This window comes from Collinsella sp. CLA-SR-H006 (assembly GCF_040097075.1).
Classification (GTDB): domain Bacteria; phylum Actinomycetota; class Coriobacteriia; order Coriobacteriales; family Coriobacteriaceae; genus Collinsella.
The window spans coordinates 14,064-33,149 of record NZ_JBBNPD010000005.1; the positions used below are offsets into that span (position 1 = coordinate 14,064).

Genomic DNA, 19,086 nt, shown 5'->3' on the forward strand with positions numbered 1-19,086 from the left:
GACAATTGGGGTACGATGAACTAACTGCATATCGGGCGAATACGAAGGGTCCCTGTCCATGAAATACACCAAGCTCGAGCGTAACTGGGTTATGTATGATGTGGGCAATTCGGCCCTTGTGCTGCTCAATACCTCGGTGGTGCCCATTTACTTTAACGCCATCAATACCGGCGCTTCTTCGGCCGACCTGGTGGTCGCCTGGGGCAATGCGCAGACGATCGCCTCGCTGGTCATCGCCATGCTCATGCCCATTCTGGGCGCGCTTGCCGACTACGCCGGCAACAAGATCAAGTTCTTCTTGGGCTTCTTCCTCACGGGCCTGGTGCTTTGCTTGGCGCAGGCTATCCCAATGTCCGCCATGGCATTTTTGACCGTGTACGTGCTGTGCACCATCGGCCTTAACTCTTCTATGACGTTCTACGACGCCATGCTGCCTGACATTACCACCGACGAGCGCATGGACGCCGTGTCCAGCTCGGGCTATGCCTGGGGCTACATCGGTTCCACTGTGCCGTTCGTCATCTGCCTGGCGCTCATCATGGGTGGCCCCGCTCTTGGCGTCCCTACCATGCTGGCAACGCGTCTGTCGTTTATCATCACTGGTGCCTGGTGGCTCATCTTTACCCTGCCGCTCATTCGCACCTATAAGCAAAAGTACGGTCGCGAGCGCGGTCCCGAGGACACTATCGGCCACATCGTGGGCGGTGTGTTCTCCGAGGTCGGACACACCATGCGCGAGATCGCCCACAACAAGACCGTGCTGGTCTACATGATTGCGTTCTTCTTCTATATCGACGGTGTGCACACGGTCATTTCCATGGCTACCAGCTACGGCTCGGCTTTGGGCATCGATTCGACGCAGCTGGTGCTGGCGCTGCTCGTTACGCAGTTCGTGGCCTTTCCGTCCGCCATCATCTACGGCAAGCTCGCCGGACGCGTGGGCACGCTCAACATGATCCTGGTGGCAGTCGCCGCCTACATGGGCATTGTGCTGTTCGCCGCGTTCTTCCTAAAGACCGCCTTTGAGTTCTGGGTGCTTGCCATTATGGTCGGCCTGTTCCAGGGCGGCGTGCAGGCGCTCAGCCGTAGCTACTTTGGTCGCATTATCCCCAAGGAAAAGTCCAACGAGTACTACGGCTTCTTTGACATCTTTGGTCGTTATGCAAGCGTCATGGGTACCTTCCTAGTGTCGGTCGTTACCTCGCTGACCGGCAACCCGTCGCTGGGCGTCCTTTCCATTGGCGTGCTGCTGGTCGTTGGCTTTATGCTGCTGGTCCGCCTGTCCCGCATGACTCGGGCGGCAGAGCATGCCGCATAGGAGCGAGCGGCTATTGTGCCTGTCCACGGTACTCTTTTGGGGTTATCCGCAATAAACATTGCGACTTGCGAGCAATGATTTGCCCAAGTGGGTATGATGGAATCAGCTAGGTCGCGGGGCGTCGCCTGTGTTTGGCGGCGTCCCGTTTTTGTGTTGCAGGGAGGGTAAGGCATGAACGCCACGGTCGTGATTCCAACGTATTGGGCGGGCGATGACGCTTGCGCAAACGCCCCTGGCACCTATGATCATTCGACGCGACTCAACGCCGACAATCCCGAACTCGACCGCTGCCTGGCCTCGCTTGAGCAGGTACGTGACATCCCGCGCATCATCCTTTTGGTGGTCTGTCCCGTTTCTGCCACAGCCGATGTGTCGCTGCGCGTGCGCGAGATTGTCGACGCGCATCCCACGCTCAAGGTCACCGTTGTCACCAACACCCAGGCCTCGCGCATCGCAGACCGGGTTGCTCAGATCGCGCCCAAGGGTTCGGGCGAGTGCGTGAGCCTGCGAGGCTACGGTGCCATCCGCAACATGGGGCTAGCCTGTGCCGCTGTGCTGGGGCATGACGCGGTTATCTTTTTGGATGACGATGAGACTGTCATCGACGCCGACTTTATGAAGCGCGCGACCTATGCGTTGGGGCAGCAGACACGTCAGGGCTTGCCGATCTTGGTCAAGAGCGGCTATTTCTACGATCGCGACGGCTCGCCGCTGGCTCCCACGGACAAGGCGGGCATCTGCCATCGTTGGTGGACCAAGCGCATCGAGTTCAACCGTTGGATGAAAAAGGCGCTCTCGGGCACTCGCATCTCGCGCTCCAACTACGTGTGCGGCGGCCTGATGGCCCTGCACGCCCGCGCCTTTACGCGTGTGGCCTTTGACCCGTTTATCACCCGCGGCGAGGACTTGGATTACCTCTTTAACATGCGCATGTTTGGCTACGACGTGTGGTTCGATAACGAGTGGACCGTGCGCCATCTGCCTCCGGAGTCCGAAAAGCGCTCACCGCGCTTTATGCAGGATGTATACCGTTGGTACTACGAACGGGCCAAGTTGACATTCGCCGCGCATCAAAAGGAGCTCATTCCCGTTACGGCGGCATCACTCATGCCCTACCCGGGCCCGTGGATTTCGCGCGAGCTCGACGACCGCGTGCGCAAGACCGCTATGGTCCGCAGCGTGTTTACCCGCGAGCATGAGGGCTACCTGCGCATCTGGCGCCATGGTATCGGCGAGGCAAAGGCCTATGCGCGCCAAAACGCTGCAAGCTATCTGCGTTTCCAGAGCTTTTGGCCCAAGATCATGGACGGGCTTTGGCGTGACGCACAACTGATCAGTATCCTGGAGGGGGCCGAATGATCGACCGCCGCGCCCAGCGCGATAGTTCAATATCAATCTTTCGCATCATTGCCGTTGCCTGCGCCATTTGCGTGCTGGTGTACTTTATTTTTGCCCTGGTGACCGGTATCGAGCCGATCGCCACGGTGATTGCCTGCGCGCTGCTGTGCATCTTTCTGTGCATCTTTATCTTTTTGACGCTCAATCCCGATTCGGTGCGCTCCCAGTACACCGAGGAGACGCTCTCGGTGGCCTCGGCCATGCTCGAGGACATTAAGGGCGGTCTGACGCAGGAGTCGGCGCGTTTGGTGTGCCGGCGCATTTTGCCCGAGACGCGCGCCATGACGGTGGCCATCACCGACGAGGACAACGTGCTTGCCTGCGCGGGCGAGTTTGAGGAAAAACTGCTGCCCGATACTCCCATCCACACGCTTGCCACACGCTACGTTATCGAACATGGCATCGTGCAGTCGTTCAACCGTATGGTGGATGTCGTGGGCTCGGACGGCTCGCACAACCAAGTCCCCGCCGGCATTATCGCCCCCATCAAGGTGGGCGATCGTACCGTCGGCACGCTCAAGTTCTACTACAAGACCCCGCGCGCCGTCGACCGTACCCAGTACGCGCTTGCCTCGGGCTTTGCCGAGATCTTGTCCACGCAGCTCGCCATCCACGAGCTCGAGGTGCAAAAGGAACTCACGGCGCGCGCCGAGGTGCGTGCGCTGCAGGCGCAGATTAACCCGCACTTCCTGTTCAACACGCTGAACACCATTGCATCGTTTACGCGCACCGACCCGCTGCGGGCCCGCGAACTGCTTCGTGAGTTCTCATCGTTCTATCGTGCCACGCTCGACAACTCGGGATCGCTTATTCCGGTCTCGCGCGAGGTCGCACAGACCAGGCGCTACCTTACCTTTGAGAAGGCCCGCTTTGGCGAGGACCGCGTGCTTGCGACGTTCGATGTGTCCGAGGACGTGGAAGATACGCTGGTGCCGGCGTTCGTGATCCAGCCGATTGTCGAGAACGCCGTACGTCATGGTATGGGCGATGACGACGCCCTGAGGATCGACGTGACCGTTCACCAAGACGGCGAGGATGCAATCTTGATTGCCGTGGCCGATAATGGCGTGGGCATGGATGAGGGTACCGCCGCCAGACTGTTTGACGAGCGTTCTGCCCGTCCCGACGCCAGCTCTCCCCAGGGTGGCGGCGCCGGTGTGGCCATGCACAATATTTCGGAGCGCATCCATCGCTTTTATGGGCCGCACTCCTATACGCGTGTCGAATCGGCGCCGGGCAAGGGCACCAAAGTGCTCCTTCATCTTGATTTGTCAGAGAGCATCTTCGACATTCAAGAGTAAAATAAAAGGCTACGGGCTCAACGTCATGCGACGGATGCCCGGCGTAGTTAGTTGACGAAAGGTTTTATCCCTATGCTGCGTGCGATGATTGTGGATGATGAGGCGCCGGCTCGCTCGGAGCTTCGCTTCCTGCTCGAGCAAACGGGCAAGATCGGCACGATCACGGAGGCGTCGAGCGTCCGCTCCGCCATCGAGATGCTTATGGAAAGTCGCGTGGATGTCGTGTTTCTCGATATCTCGATGCCCGGTGCCTCGGGCCTGCAACTTGCCGAGGCGCTGCATAAGCTCAAAAATCCGCCGGCGATCGTGTTTGTGACTGCGTATAGTGACCATGCGGTCGAGGCATTCGACGTGGATGCCGTCGATTATCTGATGAAGCCGGTCGAGGAAGCTCGCTTGGATCGCGCGATCGAGAAGGTCATGCAACGCACCAAGCCGGTTACGGACAGCAAGGTGACCATCGAGCGTATCCCGGTGGAAAAGGGCGGCCGCAAGGTGCTCATTCCCGTGGACGACATTCGCTTTATCATGGCCAAGGACGATTACTCCTGCATCTATACCGTCGATGATCGCTTTTTGTCGACGACCTCGCTGGCGCAGTTTGAGGCCAAACTCTGCGACTTTGGCTTCTTCCGTGTTCACCGCCGCTATATCGTCAACTTGGCGTGCGTCACGGATGTGGAGACGGTGCCCTCGGGCGCCATCCAGCTGGGCATTACGGGCGTCGACGAACGCGTGCCGGTTTCGCGCCGCCGCGTCGTGCCGCTCAAGAAGGCTCTGAGTCTCTAGCACACTGGCCCCGCAGCCCTGTAGACCCATCGTCTGCGGAGCCGTGGGGCCTTTTTGTATGTATCTGCCGAATCGTTTTTTGCGGAAGGGATCCCATGAACAGTGCAAGCGCCAAGCGTATCGACATCATCTCGGACACCCACGGCTATTTATCGCCTGCGCTCCTGGATGAGCTTGAAGGCGCAGACCTGATCATCCATGCTGGCGACCTCACGTCAGAGATGGACTACGAGCACCTATGCACCATCGCCCCCGTGCGGGCCGTACTGGGTAACAACGATTACTACCGCGACTACGGCCCCGATGTAGACCGTCTTGCGCTCTTTACCTACGAAGGCCTTAAATTCGCCGTAGCCCACTACCGCGAAGACCTTCCGGTGGGATCCGTAGACGTAGCCATCAACGGCCACACCCACGTAACCAAAGAAGCCCAAGTGGGCCGTTGCTTAGTCCTCAACCCGGGCAGCGCCAGCTACCCCAGAGGCACCCGAGGCCCCACCATGGCCAGAATGCTAGTAAAAGACGGCAAGATCCTAAGCACTAAGTTTATTGACCTAGAGTAATCACAACAAAAACGGGGGATGTAAAATCGCATCTCCCGTTTTTTATGAGCCAAAGGCGGAGTTTCAACAAGAATAATCAGACCAACCCCACCGAGGAGAACGGGGACCTCGAGCCGCGGAAGCGGCGAGGAGCAAGAACTGTTTGGACAAAGTGACGGCAGGGAGGGTCTCCGGGGCTGAGGGCGGGGGTTAAGTTTGTCGCGAGTTCCGCACGCAAAGGAAAGCACTTAATGTGCTTTCCGTCTTGCGCAGGACTGTAGAGCAGCAAACTTAACCCCCGCCCTCAGCCCCGGAGACCCTCCCGGATGACCCCGAAAAATTTTTTCAAAAAAGTTGTTGCGCGCCGGACAGACTTCTGTGTATACTAATCCCCGCAGCGCACGCGAGCGGAAACAAACGCGAACGTCTGTCTGGGGAGTTAGCTCAGTTTGGTTAGAGCGCCGGCCTGTCACGTCGGAGGTCGCGGGTTCGAGCCCCGTACTTCCCGCCAACGCAATTAAAGCCACGTCTTCGGACGTGGCTTTTTGCGTTTGATGCACTTTGTTTCGATAGAACGATCGCCCTGGTGCATCTTCGCCCAGAATCCCCGCGCCTTCGGGAACGCAAGTAAAATCTAATAAGTATATCTGTCTGAACAACAGCTTTGTTGCGCAACACCTGTTCTACGAGACAGGGGGTTAGGTTATACTAAATTGCACTGTGCGCCGCATCTGATGCATTTCGCTCCAAGCGCGGCACTCAGTGGATATCCGATTTACCATTTGGATGTCCTGGCGGTCATTTAGCGTCTCGACACAAGCTCGGCCCCGGAGCTCGTTCGAGCTGTTCGTATTCCTTGAAAGGGGAAAAATGGACATATCGAGGAAGACTGATTACGCCCTTCGCATGCTGGCGATGCTTGCCGAGGATCCGGAGCGTTTGCTTTCTGTTCGCACCGCTGCCGAAGAGGTCAATGTCCCGTATTCGTTTGCCCGCTCGATTCAGCACGGTTTGGTCCAGGCCGGTATTGTGGAGAGCCTGCGTGGCGTCCACGGTGGCATGCGTCTCAAGGTCAGTCCGGACGACGTCACTATCCGCCAGGTCGTCGAGGCCGTTCAGGGTCCTATGGTTATGAACGATTGCACCGCGCCCGATGGTGACTGTGCGCGCATGGGCGCGTGCTGCTATCATCCCCTGTGGGCCGGAGCCCAGGCGTTGATGCGCGACTACCTCGATTCCGTTTCGCTCGGCGACATCGTCGCTCACCGCCAGTTCCCGGCCGTCGATCCCAAGTTCGCCGACCGCGAAGCGTTTCCCGAGTACGCCACCTGCGCGTGCGCTTACCGGGAGGAATAGCGCCGCATAAGGAGCATAGCCATGATTCAGGACCCCTTTCGTTCGATGATTCGTTCGGAAGGGGTCCTGCGTTATCGCGACCTTCCGTGGCGCCGCACACGCGATCCGTACATCATTTGGCTTTCTGAGGTCATGCTGCAGCAAACGCAGGTGCCGCGTGTGGAGGCGCGCATGCCGGTGTGGCTCGATCGTTTTCCGACTGTGCAGGCGCTTGCCCAGGCCGCGCCTTCCGATGTTTTGGACGCTTGGCAGGGCATGGGCTACAACCGACGCGCTCTGGCGCTTCATGGGGCCGCTCAGCGCGTTGTAGAGGACTGGGACGGGGAGTTTCCGCGTGAGACGCGTGACTTGGTCGCTCTGCCCGGCATTGGCCCGGCAACGGCGCAGGGCATCCGTTCGTTTGCGTTTGATCTTCCAGGCGTGTATCTAGAGACCAATGTGCGCACGGTCTTTTTGCATCATTTCTTTCCCGATGTGCCGGCCGTTCCCGATCGCGAGCTGGTGCCGCTGATTCAAGCCGCCTGTCCGGCGGCCCCTGGTGCGGCGGCGGATGAGATTGCGCCCTTTGCCGTGCCTCAAGACGATGCCGACACGCCGCGCGCATGGTATTACGCGTTGCTGGATTACGGCGCGTATCTTAAAAAGACGCTGCCCAATCCGTCCAGGCGGTCGGCGGGCTATAGTCGTCAGTCCAAGTTTGAGGGCTCGCGTCGCCAAAAGCGCGCCCACATTGTGCGCATGCTGCTGGCGGCGCGCGATGGACAACCGGCAGGTATTACGCTCGATGAAGCCGTTGCAGGCGTTAACGAGATGGAGACGGCAGCCGGCCGAGAGCCGGTCGAGCGCGAGCTGGTCGCAAGCATTCTTGCCGATCTGGAGCGCGAGGGCTTTTGCGGCTCCGAGGGCGATCGTTGGCTGAGTGTGTAGCTCACTCGAATCTGAAGAACGGGATTGTAAGGTTTAAATTCTCGGCATGAGGGCATCCTTAAAGCAAGGCCGCTCAAAGTCTGTGGGCGGCATGCGTTGAAGGGAAGTACACCTATGGATTTTGAGAATTCCCAAACCAAGAAGAACCTCGAGACCGCTTTTGCCGGTGAGTCCCAGGCACACACCAAGTATCGCTACTATGCATCCAAGGCCAAAAAGGACGGCTACGTTCAGATCTCGAATATTTTTGCCGAGACGGCGGGCAACGAGTCCGAGCACGCCAAGCTGTGGTTTAAGTATCTGCACGACGGCGCCGTTCCGGGCACTCTGGACAACCTGCGCGACGCCGCTGCGGGCGAGAACTACGAGTGGACCACGATGTACGACGAGTTTGCCAAGACCGCCGAGGAGGAGGGCTTTGTCGAGATCGCCGAGAAGTTCCGTGGTGTCGCCGCCGTCGAGAAGGCCCACGAGGAGCGCTACAACAAACTCGTCGAGCGCATCGAGTCGGGCGAGGTGTTTGAGCGTGAGGGCGTGAAGGTGTGGAAGTGCCTGAACTGCGGGCACCTGCACGTTGGTGCCGAGGCGCCTGAGGTGTGCCCGGTGTGTAACCACCCGAAGGCGTACTTTGAGGAGCAGGTGGTGAACTACTAGCGCGTGGCGCTAGCGTGAGCTGGGCCGGGAGGGCCGGACTACCTTCCCTCCTCGCTCACGGCTTCGCAGGGTCGCGTTGAGGGAAGGTAGTCCGGCCCTCCCGGCCCGCTTTGGGTCGTCGCGTGCTCGCTACAGAAAAGCTGATAAAAAAGTTTGTGTGCCGCCCCTTATGGGGCGGCACGTTTTTGTGGGGGCCGGTTGGGGCGGTGACGTTGCTTAGAGGGTACACTGGGTAGCGTTGGCTATTCGTTTCCTCTTGTGAGGTGTTGGTTATGGGTAAGAAGTCTCGGGCTCGGGTTGCTGCGGCGGGGACTCGCAAGGATCCTGGTCGTCGGGTTGCCGAGGGTAAAAAGGTCGATCGTGTCGAGAAGGACAAGAAGGTTGGCGCGCATGCTCATCCTGAGTGGGCGCCTCACCTCAATACGGCTAGCGAGGATCTGACTGCTAAGTTGTTTACTCTGGTCGAGGTTATCTTGGGCGTGGTGCCCGTGGTGGTCATTGGCTTGTTCTTGGCTTCGAAAGATGCCACGAGTGTCGATAAACTCACCGATGTCTTTTCTCAGGACCCCTCGATGGTGGTTACGTTTATCTCTGCGTGCCTGCAGCCGTTTGTGGCGTACATGTTGTACATGATTTATCGCAAATACTGCGAGGGCGACGCTGGTTTTGCCGCCGGCAACCTGATCGGTCTTTTGTGCTCCGAGATCCTACTGCTCAATATCCCAGGCGTCATCGGTATGGGCATCTTGCTGTGGCGTGTTTGGCGCAACGTCGCCCCGCACTTTGAGAGCTGGTTGTTTGAGCGTCGTGCAATGGGCGTGCTGGCAGACATTGCGGGCTCGCTCGTGATTTTAGCCTTGGCGTTTATGTGCGCCACCGCCGCCCGCGGTCTCGCGGGCATGTAGTCTGTCCTCACCGACCACGGAGCGCAGGGCAACTGCTGGTTTCACCGCTCCGGACGTCAGACCCGCGGCGCATCCCTTTCCCTCTCGCTCACGGCTTCGCAGAGTCACGCGAGGCAAAGGCATGCGCCGCGGGTCTGACGACGCGGGCTTGCCAACGAGTTTTGGCTAATAGATTGGTTTGTGTGCCGCCCCTTTGGGGCGGCACTTTTTGTGTGGGGTCCCGGTCTCCACAATTTTCGTCAAGCTTTTGGTTAGATTTTGGTCAGTTGGCGTAAGGGTGGAAGGCCAAAAGATTGCTGGCGAAAAAAGCTCAGAGAAAGTGCTGGTAGGGGAGTTGTTGAGCTTTTCGACAGCTTTTGAGCAGAAGAAACTTTGTGGCTATTGCCGGCGATTGCGTTGTCGCGGTCATGGCGGTGCGGGATGCTGGTCGTAAGCGTCGAATGCTCCGATTTTGGAGGCCAGCATGGATCTGTTTCTTGAGACTCCGCAGCAACAAGCCGAGCGCATGTTGCGCCAACAGCAACGGCTTATGGAGATGCAAATGCAAGGGGTAGCCGCCCAGCCCCCTGCGCAAAATGCCACGCCTGCGGTTTCGCCTGCGGGCGGATCGGCGCCAGAGAACTATTCCGTACAACAAGATTCATATGCGCAGGAGCTTGCGTTCGACAAACGCCGCACGCGTCGTCGCCGCGTGGGCCAGCGCCTGCGCACATTGGCGATGATCGTGCTCATTCCGCTAGGACTTGCGGCGATTTTCTTGGTCTCGTATGCGCTCACCTGCATCCTCAACGGTGCTTCGCCCGGCGAAGTGCTCCAACATCTGTCAGCCCTGGGCCAGCGCCTAGGCGACGTCATGACAACCATTCGCACCGGCTGGGAGAGCTAGCGTTTTAGCGTCCGCGGCTCTAAGAGAAATTTGTCTGCAAGGCAGTGGGTGATCCGTGCGTGTGGCGGGGTAAGATTGATCGCGGTTTTGATTGATGACCGATTGAGTTTGTTGGGCGGAGTCTATGTCTGCTATTGATATCGTGCTTGTTGTGATCGCCTTGGTGGCGGTGGGGGTTGCTGTGGCTTGCGCCCTCCAGCTCAAGAGCCTGCGTGCCGAGTTGCGGGAGCGTGGCGACAGTAGCGCGGAAACGCTGGCAGCACTCGAGCAGGCCAACAACGCGCTCGATGCCCTGAACGTCGCGCTGGCCGAAACTCGCCGCACGGCCAACGCCATCGCGCAGCAGCAGACGACAGATGCGGCCGTGGGGCAGCAACGTTACCTGACCATTGCACGTGAGTTTTCGCAAGCTGGTGACCGGATGGATGACCTTCGCCGCGAGACGGCCCAACAGCTCGGTGCCAACCGCGAGGGCATCGAGCACCGCCTGGACAAGGTGCGCGAGACGGTCGATGCCCAGCTGGGTGCTATCCGCAAAGACAACAACGTGCAACTCGATCAGATGCGCGCGACGGTGGACGAGAAACTCTCCCGCACGCTCAACGATCGCCTGTCGGCATCGTTTAAGCAGGTGAGCGACCAGCTCGAGGCCGTGTACAAGGGCCTGGGCGACATGCAGTCCATCGCCACCGGCGTGGGCGACCTTAAGCGCGTGCTGGGCAACGTGAAGGCGCGTGGTATTTTGGGCGAGGTGCAGCTGGGTGCAATTCTGGCGGACATTCTTACACCCGACCAGTATCTGGAAAACGTCGCCACCAAGCCCGGCGCCTCGGAGCGCGTTGAGTTTGCCGTCAAGCTGCCGGTGGACGAGGGCGATCCCGTGCTGCTGCCGATTGACTCCAAGTTTCCGGGCGACGCGTACGAGCATTTGCTCGACGCGCAGGAGTCGGGCGATGCGGAGACCGTGGCGGCTGCGCGCAAGACGCTCGACACCATGGTCAAGCGCGAGGCCAAGGATATCTGCGAAAAGTACCTGAGTGTGCCGGCAACGACCAACTTTGGCATCATGTTCGTGCCGTTTGAAGGACTGTACGCCGAGGTCGTCAGCCGCCCCGGGCTTATCGAGACCCTGGGCCGCGACTATCACGTCAACGTTGCCGGCCCCAGCACCATGGCGGCCATTCTCAACAGCCTGCAGATGAGTTACCAAACGTTTAAGCTGCAAAAACGCACCGACGATGTACTGCGCGTGCTCTCCGCTGTCAAGGCCGAGCTGCCGCGCTATCAAAAGGCGCTGCGCCGCGCCCAGCAGCAGATCGAGACCGCGGGCAAAACGGTCGAGGGCATCATCACCACGCGCACCAACGTCATGGAGCGCAAGCTCAAGGACATCGACGCCCTGGAAGATGCCGAGGAGGCCGACGAGATCTTGGGGCTTACGTCTGCGAGCTTGCTCGCAGACCAAAAAGACGAGGACTAGCTTCATCTGACGGCGGGGCGCCTGCGCAAGCGCGGGGCGCGGGCGCTTTTCGCGTCGCACTTGCCTGAAGTGCGCTTTAGTGTGCAACAATGGCGTTTCGCCCTATCAGACGCGAAAGGAAGCCCATGTCTCAGAGAAACACCAGTCCGCTCAAACGCTCCACCGTGCGTCGCACGCTGCAGCGTTTTTGGGACGTCACGCGCACGCAGCCGCTGATCGTCTTTCTCTCGGTGTTCTCGTCGGCGGGCTACATCTTTTTGCTCACGTTTGCCAACACCTATGTGATGGCCCTCATCGTCGACCGCGTCCAGGCCGGTCCCGTGGCAGGCGACCAGGTGTTTGAGGTCTTTGGTCCTTACATTCTGGCGCTCGTGCTCGTTAACCTAGTGGGCCAAATCCTCTCCAAGCTGCAGGACTACACCGTCTACAAGCTCGAGATTGCGGGCAACTATCACCTGGCGCGCCTGTGCTTCGACACGCTCTCCAATCAATCCATGACATTTCACACCAGCCGCTTTGGCGGATCGCTTGTGAGCCAGACAAGCCGTTTTATGAGCGGCTACACGGGTCTGGTCGACGTGACGGTGTATTCGCTCATCCCCACCATCACCTCGTTCATCTGCACCGTGGCCGCACTCGCCCCGGTGGTACCGACGTTTACCGTGATCCTGGTGTGCATCATGGTCGTCTACATTGCGTTTGTCTGGCTTATGTACAAGCGCATCATGCCGCTTTCGGCCGCGACGTCCGCCGCGCAGAACAAGCTCTCGGGCGTGCTCTCCGACGCGGTCACGAACATCTTGGCCGTCAAGACCTGCGGGCGCGAGGACTTTGAACGCGATCTGTTCGACGCCGCCGATCGTGCCGCGCGCGACGCCGAGACGGTCTCGATGCACGCCATGATGCAGCGCAACTTTACGACCTCGGGCCTCATCGTCATCACCATGGCCGTGGTGAGTGTGTTCGTGGCGGGCGGCAACGCGTGGTTTGGCATTTCGGCCGGCTCGCTCGTCATGATCTTTACCTACACCTATAACCTCACCATGCGCCTGAACTACGTAAGCTCCATGATGCAGCGCATTAACCGCGCGCTGGGCGATGCGGCCGAGATGACGCGCGTGCTGGACGAGCCACGTTTGGTGGCAGATGACCCGGACGCCCCTGAGCTCAAAGTGACCGAGGGCGCGATTGATTTTGAGCACCTGAGCTTTGCGTACCGTGACGCTGCGGCGGGCGAGAGCGTGTTCGATGACCTGACACTTCATGTGGCGGCGGGCCAGCGCGTGGGCCTGGTGGGCAAATCGGGTTCGGGTAAGACGACGCTCACCAAGCTGCTGCTGCGCCTGGACGATGTTCAGGGCGGCCGCGTGCTCGTGGACGGTCAGGATGTCTCGCGCTGTACGCAGCAGAGCCTGCGCCGCCAGGTTGCCTACGTGCCGCAGGAGGCGCTGCTGTTCCACCGCTCCATTCGAGAGAATATTGCCTACGGCCGCCCCGACGCCACTGATGAGCAGATTCGCGAGGCCGCGCGCCTGGCCAACGCCCTGGAGTTTATCGACCGCTTGCCCCGTGGCTTTGACACCATGGTGGGCGAGCGCGGCGTCAAGCTCTCGGGCGGCCAGCGTCAGCGCGTGGCTATCGCCCGCGCCATCCTAACCGACGCGCCGATTCTGGTGCTCGACGAGGCGACCTCTGCCCTCGACAGCGAGTCCGAGGCGCTGGTGCAGGAGGCGCTCGAAAACCTGATGCGTGGACGTACCTCCATTGTGGTGGCGCACCGCCTGTCCACCGTGGCGGCGCTCGACCGCATTGTGGTGCTGGCCGATGGCGAGATCGTCGAGGACGGCACGCATGCGCAGCTCGTCGAGGCGGGTGGCGAGTACGCGAGCCTGTGGAGCCGTCAGACCGGCGCATTCTTGGAGGCGTAAGCGTCTCGGACGTGGGACAATTGTGCCCATAAGTTTATTGTGCCGTTGAGCCGAGGAGTCGTTATGCCACGCGAGACCAATGCCGCCAAGCGCGAGCGCGCCATCGAGGTGTGTGAGCGCCTCAACCGTCGCTATGGCCCGGTCGAGTGCTTTTTGGACCACGAGAATCCCTTCCGCCTGCTGATCGCGGTGCTGCTTTCGGCGCAAACGACCGATGCACAGGTCAACAAGGTGACGCCGCGGCTGTTTGCCCAGTGGCCCACGCCCGAGGCCATGGCCGGGGCGAGCGTGGCTGACGTGGCAGACACCATCAAGTCACTCGGCTTCTACAAGAGCAAAGCCAAGCATGCCGTCGAGGCCGCGCAGATGATCGTCGCCGACTATGGCGGCGAGGTGCCGGCCGACATGAAGGAACTCGTGAAGCTGCCGGGCGTGGGACGCAAGACGGCGAACATCGTGCTCAACGTGGGGTATGGCATCGTGGAGGGCATTGCGGTGGACACGCATGTCAACCGCATTGCGCACCGCCTGATGCTGAGTCCCAAGACGCATGCAAAGGAGCCGCTCAAGACCGAGCAGGATTTGCTCAAGATTTTGCCGCACGAGTATTGGGAGTCGGTTAACCATCAGTGGATCACCTTCGGTCGCGAGATCTGCGACGCCCGCAAACCCAAGTGTGACGAGTGCCCGCTGGCAGATTTGTGCCCCAGCGTGCGCGTAGCGGGGTAGGGCGGAACGCATCTTCGTCTGGCGTTTTTTGCGGGGCTGGGTTTGCCCTTGAGCCGGAGTCCTCTCCATGCGCTACCATGACAGACAATGTATTTGACGTACGACCCGCCGAGCTTGCCCCGGCGGGCTTTTGGCGTTGCAATGCCGGAGGAACAGCATGCTCATTCACCGTATAGCCGCGCAGCTCTACACTGCCGAGGCGCTGCAGACCGTCGAGGCCGGACTCGATGCCGGCGAGGACGTGACGCTGGCTGTGTCGCAGTCGGGCCGCACGCTTATGGCGGCCGCCCAGTTTGCGCGCCGCCCGCGTCCCACGGTCTACATTGTGAGTGGCGAGGATGCGGCCGATCGCGCCGCGCGCAGCCTTGCCGCCTACGTGGGCCTAGCGCACGTGTGCCGTTTTCCCGAGCGCAAGGACTATCCGTGGCGCGAGCAGGCGCCCGACGATGCCGTGGTGGCGCAGCGCTGCGAGGCACTGGGACGCATCGTGCGCGGAGACAATTGCATCATGGTCGCCTCGGCTCGCGCGCTGCTGCGTTGTGTGCCGCCGGTCGAGAGCCACTATTGGGAGTCCACGACCTTTGCGGTGGGCGAGGAGATTCCCTTTGACGAGGTGCCGCAGCGCCTGGTGGGCATGGGCTACACCAATGCCGGTGCCGCCGATGCGCCCGGTCTGTTCCGCGTGCACGGTGACACCGTCGAGGTGTTTCCCGCGCAGGAAAAGGCGCCCGTGCGCATTGAGTTTTTCGGCGATGAGATTGACCGCATCCGCCGTATGGTGAGCTCCACGGGCCAAACCATCGGCAACGAGGACAGTATCGAGATCTTCCCCTGCCGCGAGCTGGCGCTTACCGACGATGCCGTCCACAACATGCACGTGGCGCTCTACCGTGCCAGCCAGGACGACAGCAAGCTGGCGGCGCTGCTCGAGATGGTGGATACGCGCATCGTCACGCCCGAGCTCGACCGCTTTTTGCCGGTGATGTACGGCCAGACCGTAAGCCCGTTGGCGCACGTGAGCGGCAAGGCACTCGTGGTTCTGTCCGAGCCGCGCTCGCTGTTCGACGATTGCCTGCGTGCCTACGAGGATATCGAGGCGCGTGCTGGCGAGGCAGGGATTGACCGGCTGGATGGCCTGTATGTACGTGCCCAGCAGCTCGATTTTGGTGCCCAGCAGCGCCTGAACTACGTGAGCCTGATCCGTGCCGGCGGCGCGGTGACGGCGGAGCTCAAGATTGAGCAGCCGGCCATTGCGGGCTCGGACAATCGCTTTATGACGCGCATTCAGGAAGTCGTGGGCAAGCGCTACGCCTGCGTGTTTGCCATCCCCGACCGCGGTGCGCGCGAGTCGATGGAGCTCACCTTTGGCGACGAGGGCATTACCTTTGAGGAATCGCTGACCGCGGCGCCCGAAAATGTCGGCGCTATCGGCGACCGCGTGCGCGTGGCAGCGGCGGATTCCGCCGACCGTGCCGCACGCCAGGAGGCCCATGCTTCCATTCGCGAGCGTAAGGCCGACGCGCTCAACGCCCGCTCGCTCGAGGCGGGCGCCGCGCAGGCTGCCGCCGGCGCTGCCGTGCCCACCATCTCGCGCGGGCGCGTGACCTTTGTTGACGCTGCCCTGCCGCAGGGCGTGGTGGTGCCCGACGCCAATTTGGCCGTGTTCTCGATCGCCGACCTCAACGCCCGTATGGATGCCAACCGCGCGCGCAGCCGCCGCAAGGTGGACATTACGCAGATCACGTTTCCGTTTAAGCCGGGCGACTACGTGGTGCACGCCACTCACGGCATCGCGCTCTTTAGCGAGATCGCGCGCCAGGAAGTGGGCGGCAAGGAGCGCGACTACTTTTTGCTGGAATATGCCGACGGCGACAAGCTCTACGTGCCGCTCGAGCAGGTCGACCGCATCACGCGCTATGTTGGCCCCGACGGCGACAAGCCGCGCCTGACCAGGCTCAACACCGCCGACTGGACGCGGGCTACCAACAAGGCGCGCAAGAATGCCAAAAAGCTGGCGTTTGACCTGGTCGACCTGTATACACGCCGCTCGTCGATTACCGGTATCGCCTGCCCGCCCGACACGCCCGAGCAGATCGAGATGGAGGAGAGCTTTCCCTATGACGAGACGCGCGACCAGCTGGAGGCTATTGCCGACATCAAGGCCGACATGGAAGCGCCCAAGCCCATGGACCGCCTGCTGTGCGGCGACGTGGGCTTTGGCAAGACCGAGGTTGCCCTGCGCGCGGCGTTTAAGTGCGTGGACTCCGGCCGCCAGGTCATGGTGCTCTGCCCCACGACCATTCTGGCCCAGCAGCACTATGAGACGTTCTTTGAGCGCTTTGCCCCGTTTGGCCTCGAGGTCGAAGTGCTCAGCCGCTTCCGCACCCCGGCGCAGCAAAAGCGCGCGCTTAAGGCGTTTGCCGAGGGCACGATCGACGTGCTCATCGGCACGCACCGCTTGCTTTCTGCCGACGTGAACCCCAAGAACCTGGGCATGGTGATCATCGACGAGGAGCAGCGCTTTGGTGTGCAGCACAAGGAGCAGCTCAAGAACCTGCGCGAGCAAATCGACGTGCTCACGCTTTCGGCAACGCCTATTCCGCGAACCATGCAGATGGCCACGAGCGGCGTGCGCGACATGAGCCTGATCACCACACCGCCGACCGGGCGTCGTCCCGTGATCGTGCACGTGGGGGAGTACGACCCCGATGTGGTGAGCGCGGCGATTCGCCTGGAGGTGGGCCGCGGCGGCCAGGTGTACTACGTGTCCAACCGCGTTAAGACCATCGATGACGCCGTGGCGCGCGTGCATGAGGCCGCGCCCGAGGCGCGCGTGGGCGTGGCACACGGCAAGATGAGCCCGCGCGAGGTCGAGGACGTGATGATTGAGTTCGCGACCAAAAAGATCGATGTGCTCATCGCCACGACCATCGTGGAGAGCGGCATCGACAACGCAACGGCCAACACGCTGATCATCGAGGACTCGCAGCGCCTTGGCCTGGCGCAGCTCTACCAGCTCAAGGGCCGTGTGGGCCGCTCTGCCACGCAGGCCTACGCGTACTTTATGTTCCCCGGCGAGCTGCCGCTCACCGAGGAGGCAACGGCGCGCCTGACCGCACTTTCCGAGTTCCAGGACCTGGGCAGCGGCATGCGCATCGCCATGCGCGACCTAGAGATCCGTGGCGCCGGTTCGCTTATGGGAGCCGAGCAGCACGGCAACCTGTCGAGCGTGGGCTTTGATCTGTTTACGCAGATGCTGGGCCAGGCCGTGGCCGAGGCGCGCGGCGATGACGACGCCGGCGTGGAGGCGGCGAGCGTGGGTATTAACCTGCCGGCCGACTACTTCTTGTCCGAGGAGTACCTGCCGGCGGTGGACCAGCGCGTGCTCGTGTACCGTAAGCTCGCAGCGGCCGAGGACCTGGAGAGCATTGACGAGGTGCAGGAAGAGACCGAGGCCGCGCATGGTGAGCTGCCGTTGGCGGGACTCAACCTGTTCAATCGCGCGCGCATCCGCATTCGCGGCGAGCGCCTGGGGCTCGAGAGCGTCACGCTCAGCGGCGGTCGCATCACGTTTTTGGGCGTCGACGTGCCCAAGAAGGTGGCCTTTGAGCTTAAGACCCGCTATGGCGCGGTGAACCTCCCCAAGAGCCGCAAGTTGTCGGTGCCCTACAAGGCGGGCGCCGGCGCGGGCAGCGGCCTGGGTCGCGGTCTCGACGCCAACGACGGCACCGGCCCCGTGGCGGCCGCGCTCATGCTGCTGCAGCAGCTGGGTGCCAGCGACGACGACTAACGGGTCGACGCTGCAAACGCCCCATTTGGGCAATCTGACCCTCACTCGTCGGTCGCGTACGCAAGTACGCTTCCCTCCTCCTTCGGGCCACCTTGCCACAAATGGAACGTTTTCGCTTACTTATGCTCAACCTGTAAGGGTATTTACGGGACAAAGCCATCTTCGTCTCACCCACATTGCAGGTTGACTGCCCTTCGCCCGACCGAAAGGAAAGCATGTTCGGATACATCTATAAGAAAGATGTCGCCATTATCGCGGTTGTCCTGTGCCTTTGTCTGGGCGTGGGCAGCTTCTTTGATTATCAAATCTCGAGTGCGCTGTTCAACATCGGCAGCATGTACGGTCGCTTTGTCGAGGCGGCCGGTGAGCTGCCGTTCGAGCTGACGGCGAGCATCGCGGGCGTTATGCTCGTGCGCTCGGCACGCCCCGATTCCAAGGCGAGCAAGTGGCTCGCTGCGCTGGGCGTTTTGATCAACGTGGGTCTGGTCGGCTACGAGATTATCGGATCGCTGCGCGTCGGCGGCAAGCTTATTGCGTTTCAGCTGGTACTGACGTTTGTGCTGGTCATCGCAGCCAACTTCATCGCCTACCGCCTCACGCGCACGACCGAGCCCGACGAGCTTGCGCGCTGGGCGTTGATGGTGCTTGCCGTGTGGGTCGCTCAGGCCATCATCCTCAACGTCATTGTTAAGCCGTTGTGGTCGCGCCCGCGCATGCGCGTGATCGAGGTGACGCCGGGGCTCGAGTTTCAGCCGTGGTGGGTGATCGGCAATCCTGACAAGTGGACCTATATCGCCGCCGGCGTGATCAAGGACGGGTTCAAGTCGTTTGCGAGCGGACACACGGCGCATGCGGCGATCGGCCTTATGCTCGCCGGGCTTCCCGCGGCAGCCTTTAAGGAAAAACCATCGCGTCGCCGCGTGATCTTTTGGGCGGCGGTTGTTGTTGCAGCGTTCGTCGCCTTTGGGCGCATCGTGATCGGCGCGCATTTTTTGAGTGACGTGAGCTGCGGTTTTGCCCTGGTACTGGCACTTGAGTGCCTTGCCGCACGCATTGCCTATCCCAACGACGTACAATAGCTCC

General features: G+C 61.0%; 15 protein-coding genes and 1 tRNA gene. All 16 read left to right on the plus strand.

The annotated features are described in order from the left end of the window. Positions 1-58: 58 nt before the first annotated feature. The 16 genes from AAA069_RS04110 (at position 59) to AAA069_RS04185 (ending at position 19,082) form a co-directional block, all read left to right on the plus strand. Positions 59-1,318: an MFS transporter gene (locus AAA069_RS04110; RefSeq protein WP_117646634.1), complete on the plus strand. Its 1,260-nt coding sequence runs from the start codon at positions 59-61 to the stop codon at positions 1,316-1,318. Between the two features lie 171 nt (positions 1,319-1,489). After that, positions 1,490-2,677, plus strand: coding sequence for a glycosyltransferase (locus AAA069_RS04115; protein WP_035136756.1), 1,188 nt, complete (start codon positions 1,490-1,492; stop codon positions 2,675-2,677). Continuing rightward, positions 2,674-4,017 (plus strand): histidine kinase, encoded by a 1,344-nt coding sequence (locus tag AAA069_RS04120; RefSeq protein ID WP_195645233.1) that lies wholly within the window; start codon positions 2,674-2,676, stop codon positions 4,015-4,017. Before AAA069_RS04115 ends, AAA069_RS04120 begins: the two co-directional genes overlap by 4 nt. A gap of 72 nt (positions 4,018-4,089) precedes the next feature. Continuing rightward, positions 4,090-4,806: a response regulator gene (locus AAA069_RS04125; protein WP_022094115.1), complete on the plus strand. Its 717-nt coding sequence runs from the start codon at positions 4,090-4,092 to the stop codon at positions 4,804-4,806. Positions 4,807-4,901: 95 nt separating this feature from the next. Continuing rightward, entirely contained in the window at positions 4,902-5,369 is a 468-nt protein-coding gene (locus AAA069_RS04130) for a YfcE family phosphodiesterase (protein WP_006235155.1), read from the plus strand. A 412-nt stretch (positions 5,370-5,781) separates the two neighbouring features. Then, positions 5,782-5,859, plus strand: a tRNA-Asp gene (locus AAA069_RS04135). Between the two features lie 359 nt (positions 5,860-6,218). Further along, a complete protein-coding gene (locus tag AAA069_RS04140) occupies positions 6,219-6,704 on the plus strand; it encodes an Rrf2 family transcriptional regulator (RefSeq protein WP_138341664.1) in 486 nt (161 codons plus the stop codon). A gap of 21 nt (positions 6,705-6,725) precedes the next feature. Then, the gene (locus AAA069_RS04145) at positions 6,726-7,631 is read left to right on the plus strand and encodes an adenine glycosylase (protein ID WP_055285277.1); all 906 of its coding nucleotides are present in this window, start codon (positions 6,726-6,728) and stop codon (positions 7,629-7,631) included. Positions 7,632-7,745: 114 nt separating this feature from the next. Next, positions 7,746-8,285, plus strand: coding sequence for a rubrerythrin (gene rbr, locus AAA069_RS04150; RefSeq protein WP_055285276.1), 540 nt, complete (start codon positions 7,746-7,748; stop codon positions 8,283-8,285). A gap of 272 nt (positions 8,286-8,557) precedes the next feature. Further along, on the plus strand, positions 8,558-9,190 hold the full coding sequence (locus AAA069_RS04155; RefSeq protein ID WP_117746790.1) for a hypothetical protein: 633 nt from the start codon (positions 8,558-8,560) through the stop codon (positions 9,188-9,190). A 463-nt stretch (positions 9,191-9,653) separates the two neighbouring features. Further along, positions 9,654-10,076 carry a hypothetical protein gene (locus tag AAA069_RS04160; RefSeq protein WP_195625246.1) on the plus strand — a complete coding sequence of 141 codons (423 nt, stop codon included), beginning with the start codon at positions 9,654-9,656 and terminating at the stop codon, positions 10,074-10,076. A 124-nt stretch (positions 10,077-10,200) separates the two neighbouring features. Continuing rightward, positions 10,201-11,556, plus strand: a complete 1,356-nt coding sequence (rmuC, locus tag AAA069_RS04165; protein ID WP_346981653.1) for a DNA recombination protein RmuC — start codon at positions 10,201-10,203, stop codon at positions 11,554-11,556. 125 nt (positions 11,557-11,681) lie between these two features. Continuing rightward, complete coding sequence (locus AAA069_RS04170) at positions 11,682-13,484, plus strand: ABC transporter ATP-binding protein (protein WP_349127645.1); 1,803 nt, start codon at positions 11,682-11,684, stop codon at positions 13,482-13,484. A gap of 63 nt (positions 13,485-13,547) precedes the next feature. After that, on the plus strand, positions 13,548-14,213 hold the full coding sequence (gene nth / locus AAA069_RS04175; RefSeq protein WP_035136768.1) for an endonuclease III: 666 nt from the start codon (positions 13,548-13,550) through the stop codon (positions 14,211-14,213). Between the two features lie 157 nt (positions 14,214-14,370). After that, positions 14,371-18,003: a transcription-repair coupling factor gene (gene mfd, locus AAA069_RS04180; RefSeq protein ID WP_349127646.1), complete on the plus strand. Its 3,633-nt coding sequence runs from the start codon at positions 14,371-14,373 to the stop codon at positions 18,001-18,003. A gap of 215 nt (positions 18,004-18,218) precedes the next feature. After that, positions 18,219-19,082 (plus strand): phosphatase PAP2 family protein, encoded by an 864-nt coding sequence (locus tag AAA069_RS04185; protein ID WP_349127647.1) that lies wholly within the window; start codon positions 18,219-18,221, stop codon positions 19,080-19,082. Positions 19,083-19,086 lie beyond the last annotated feature (4 nt).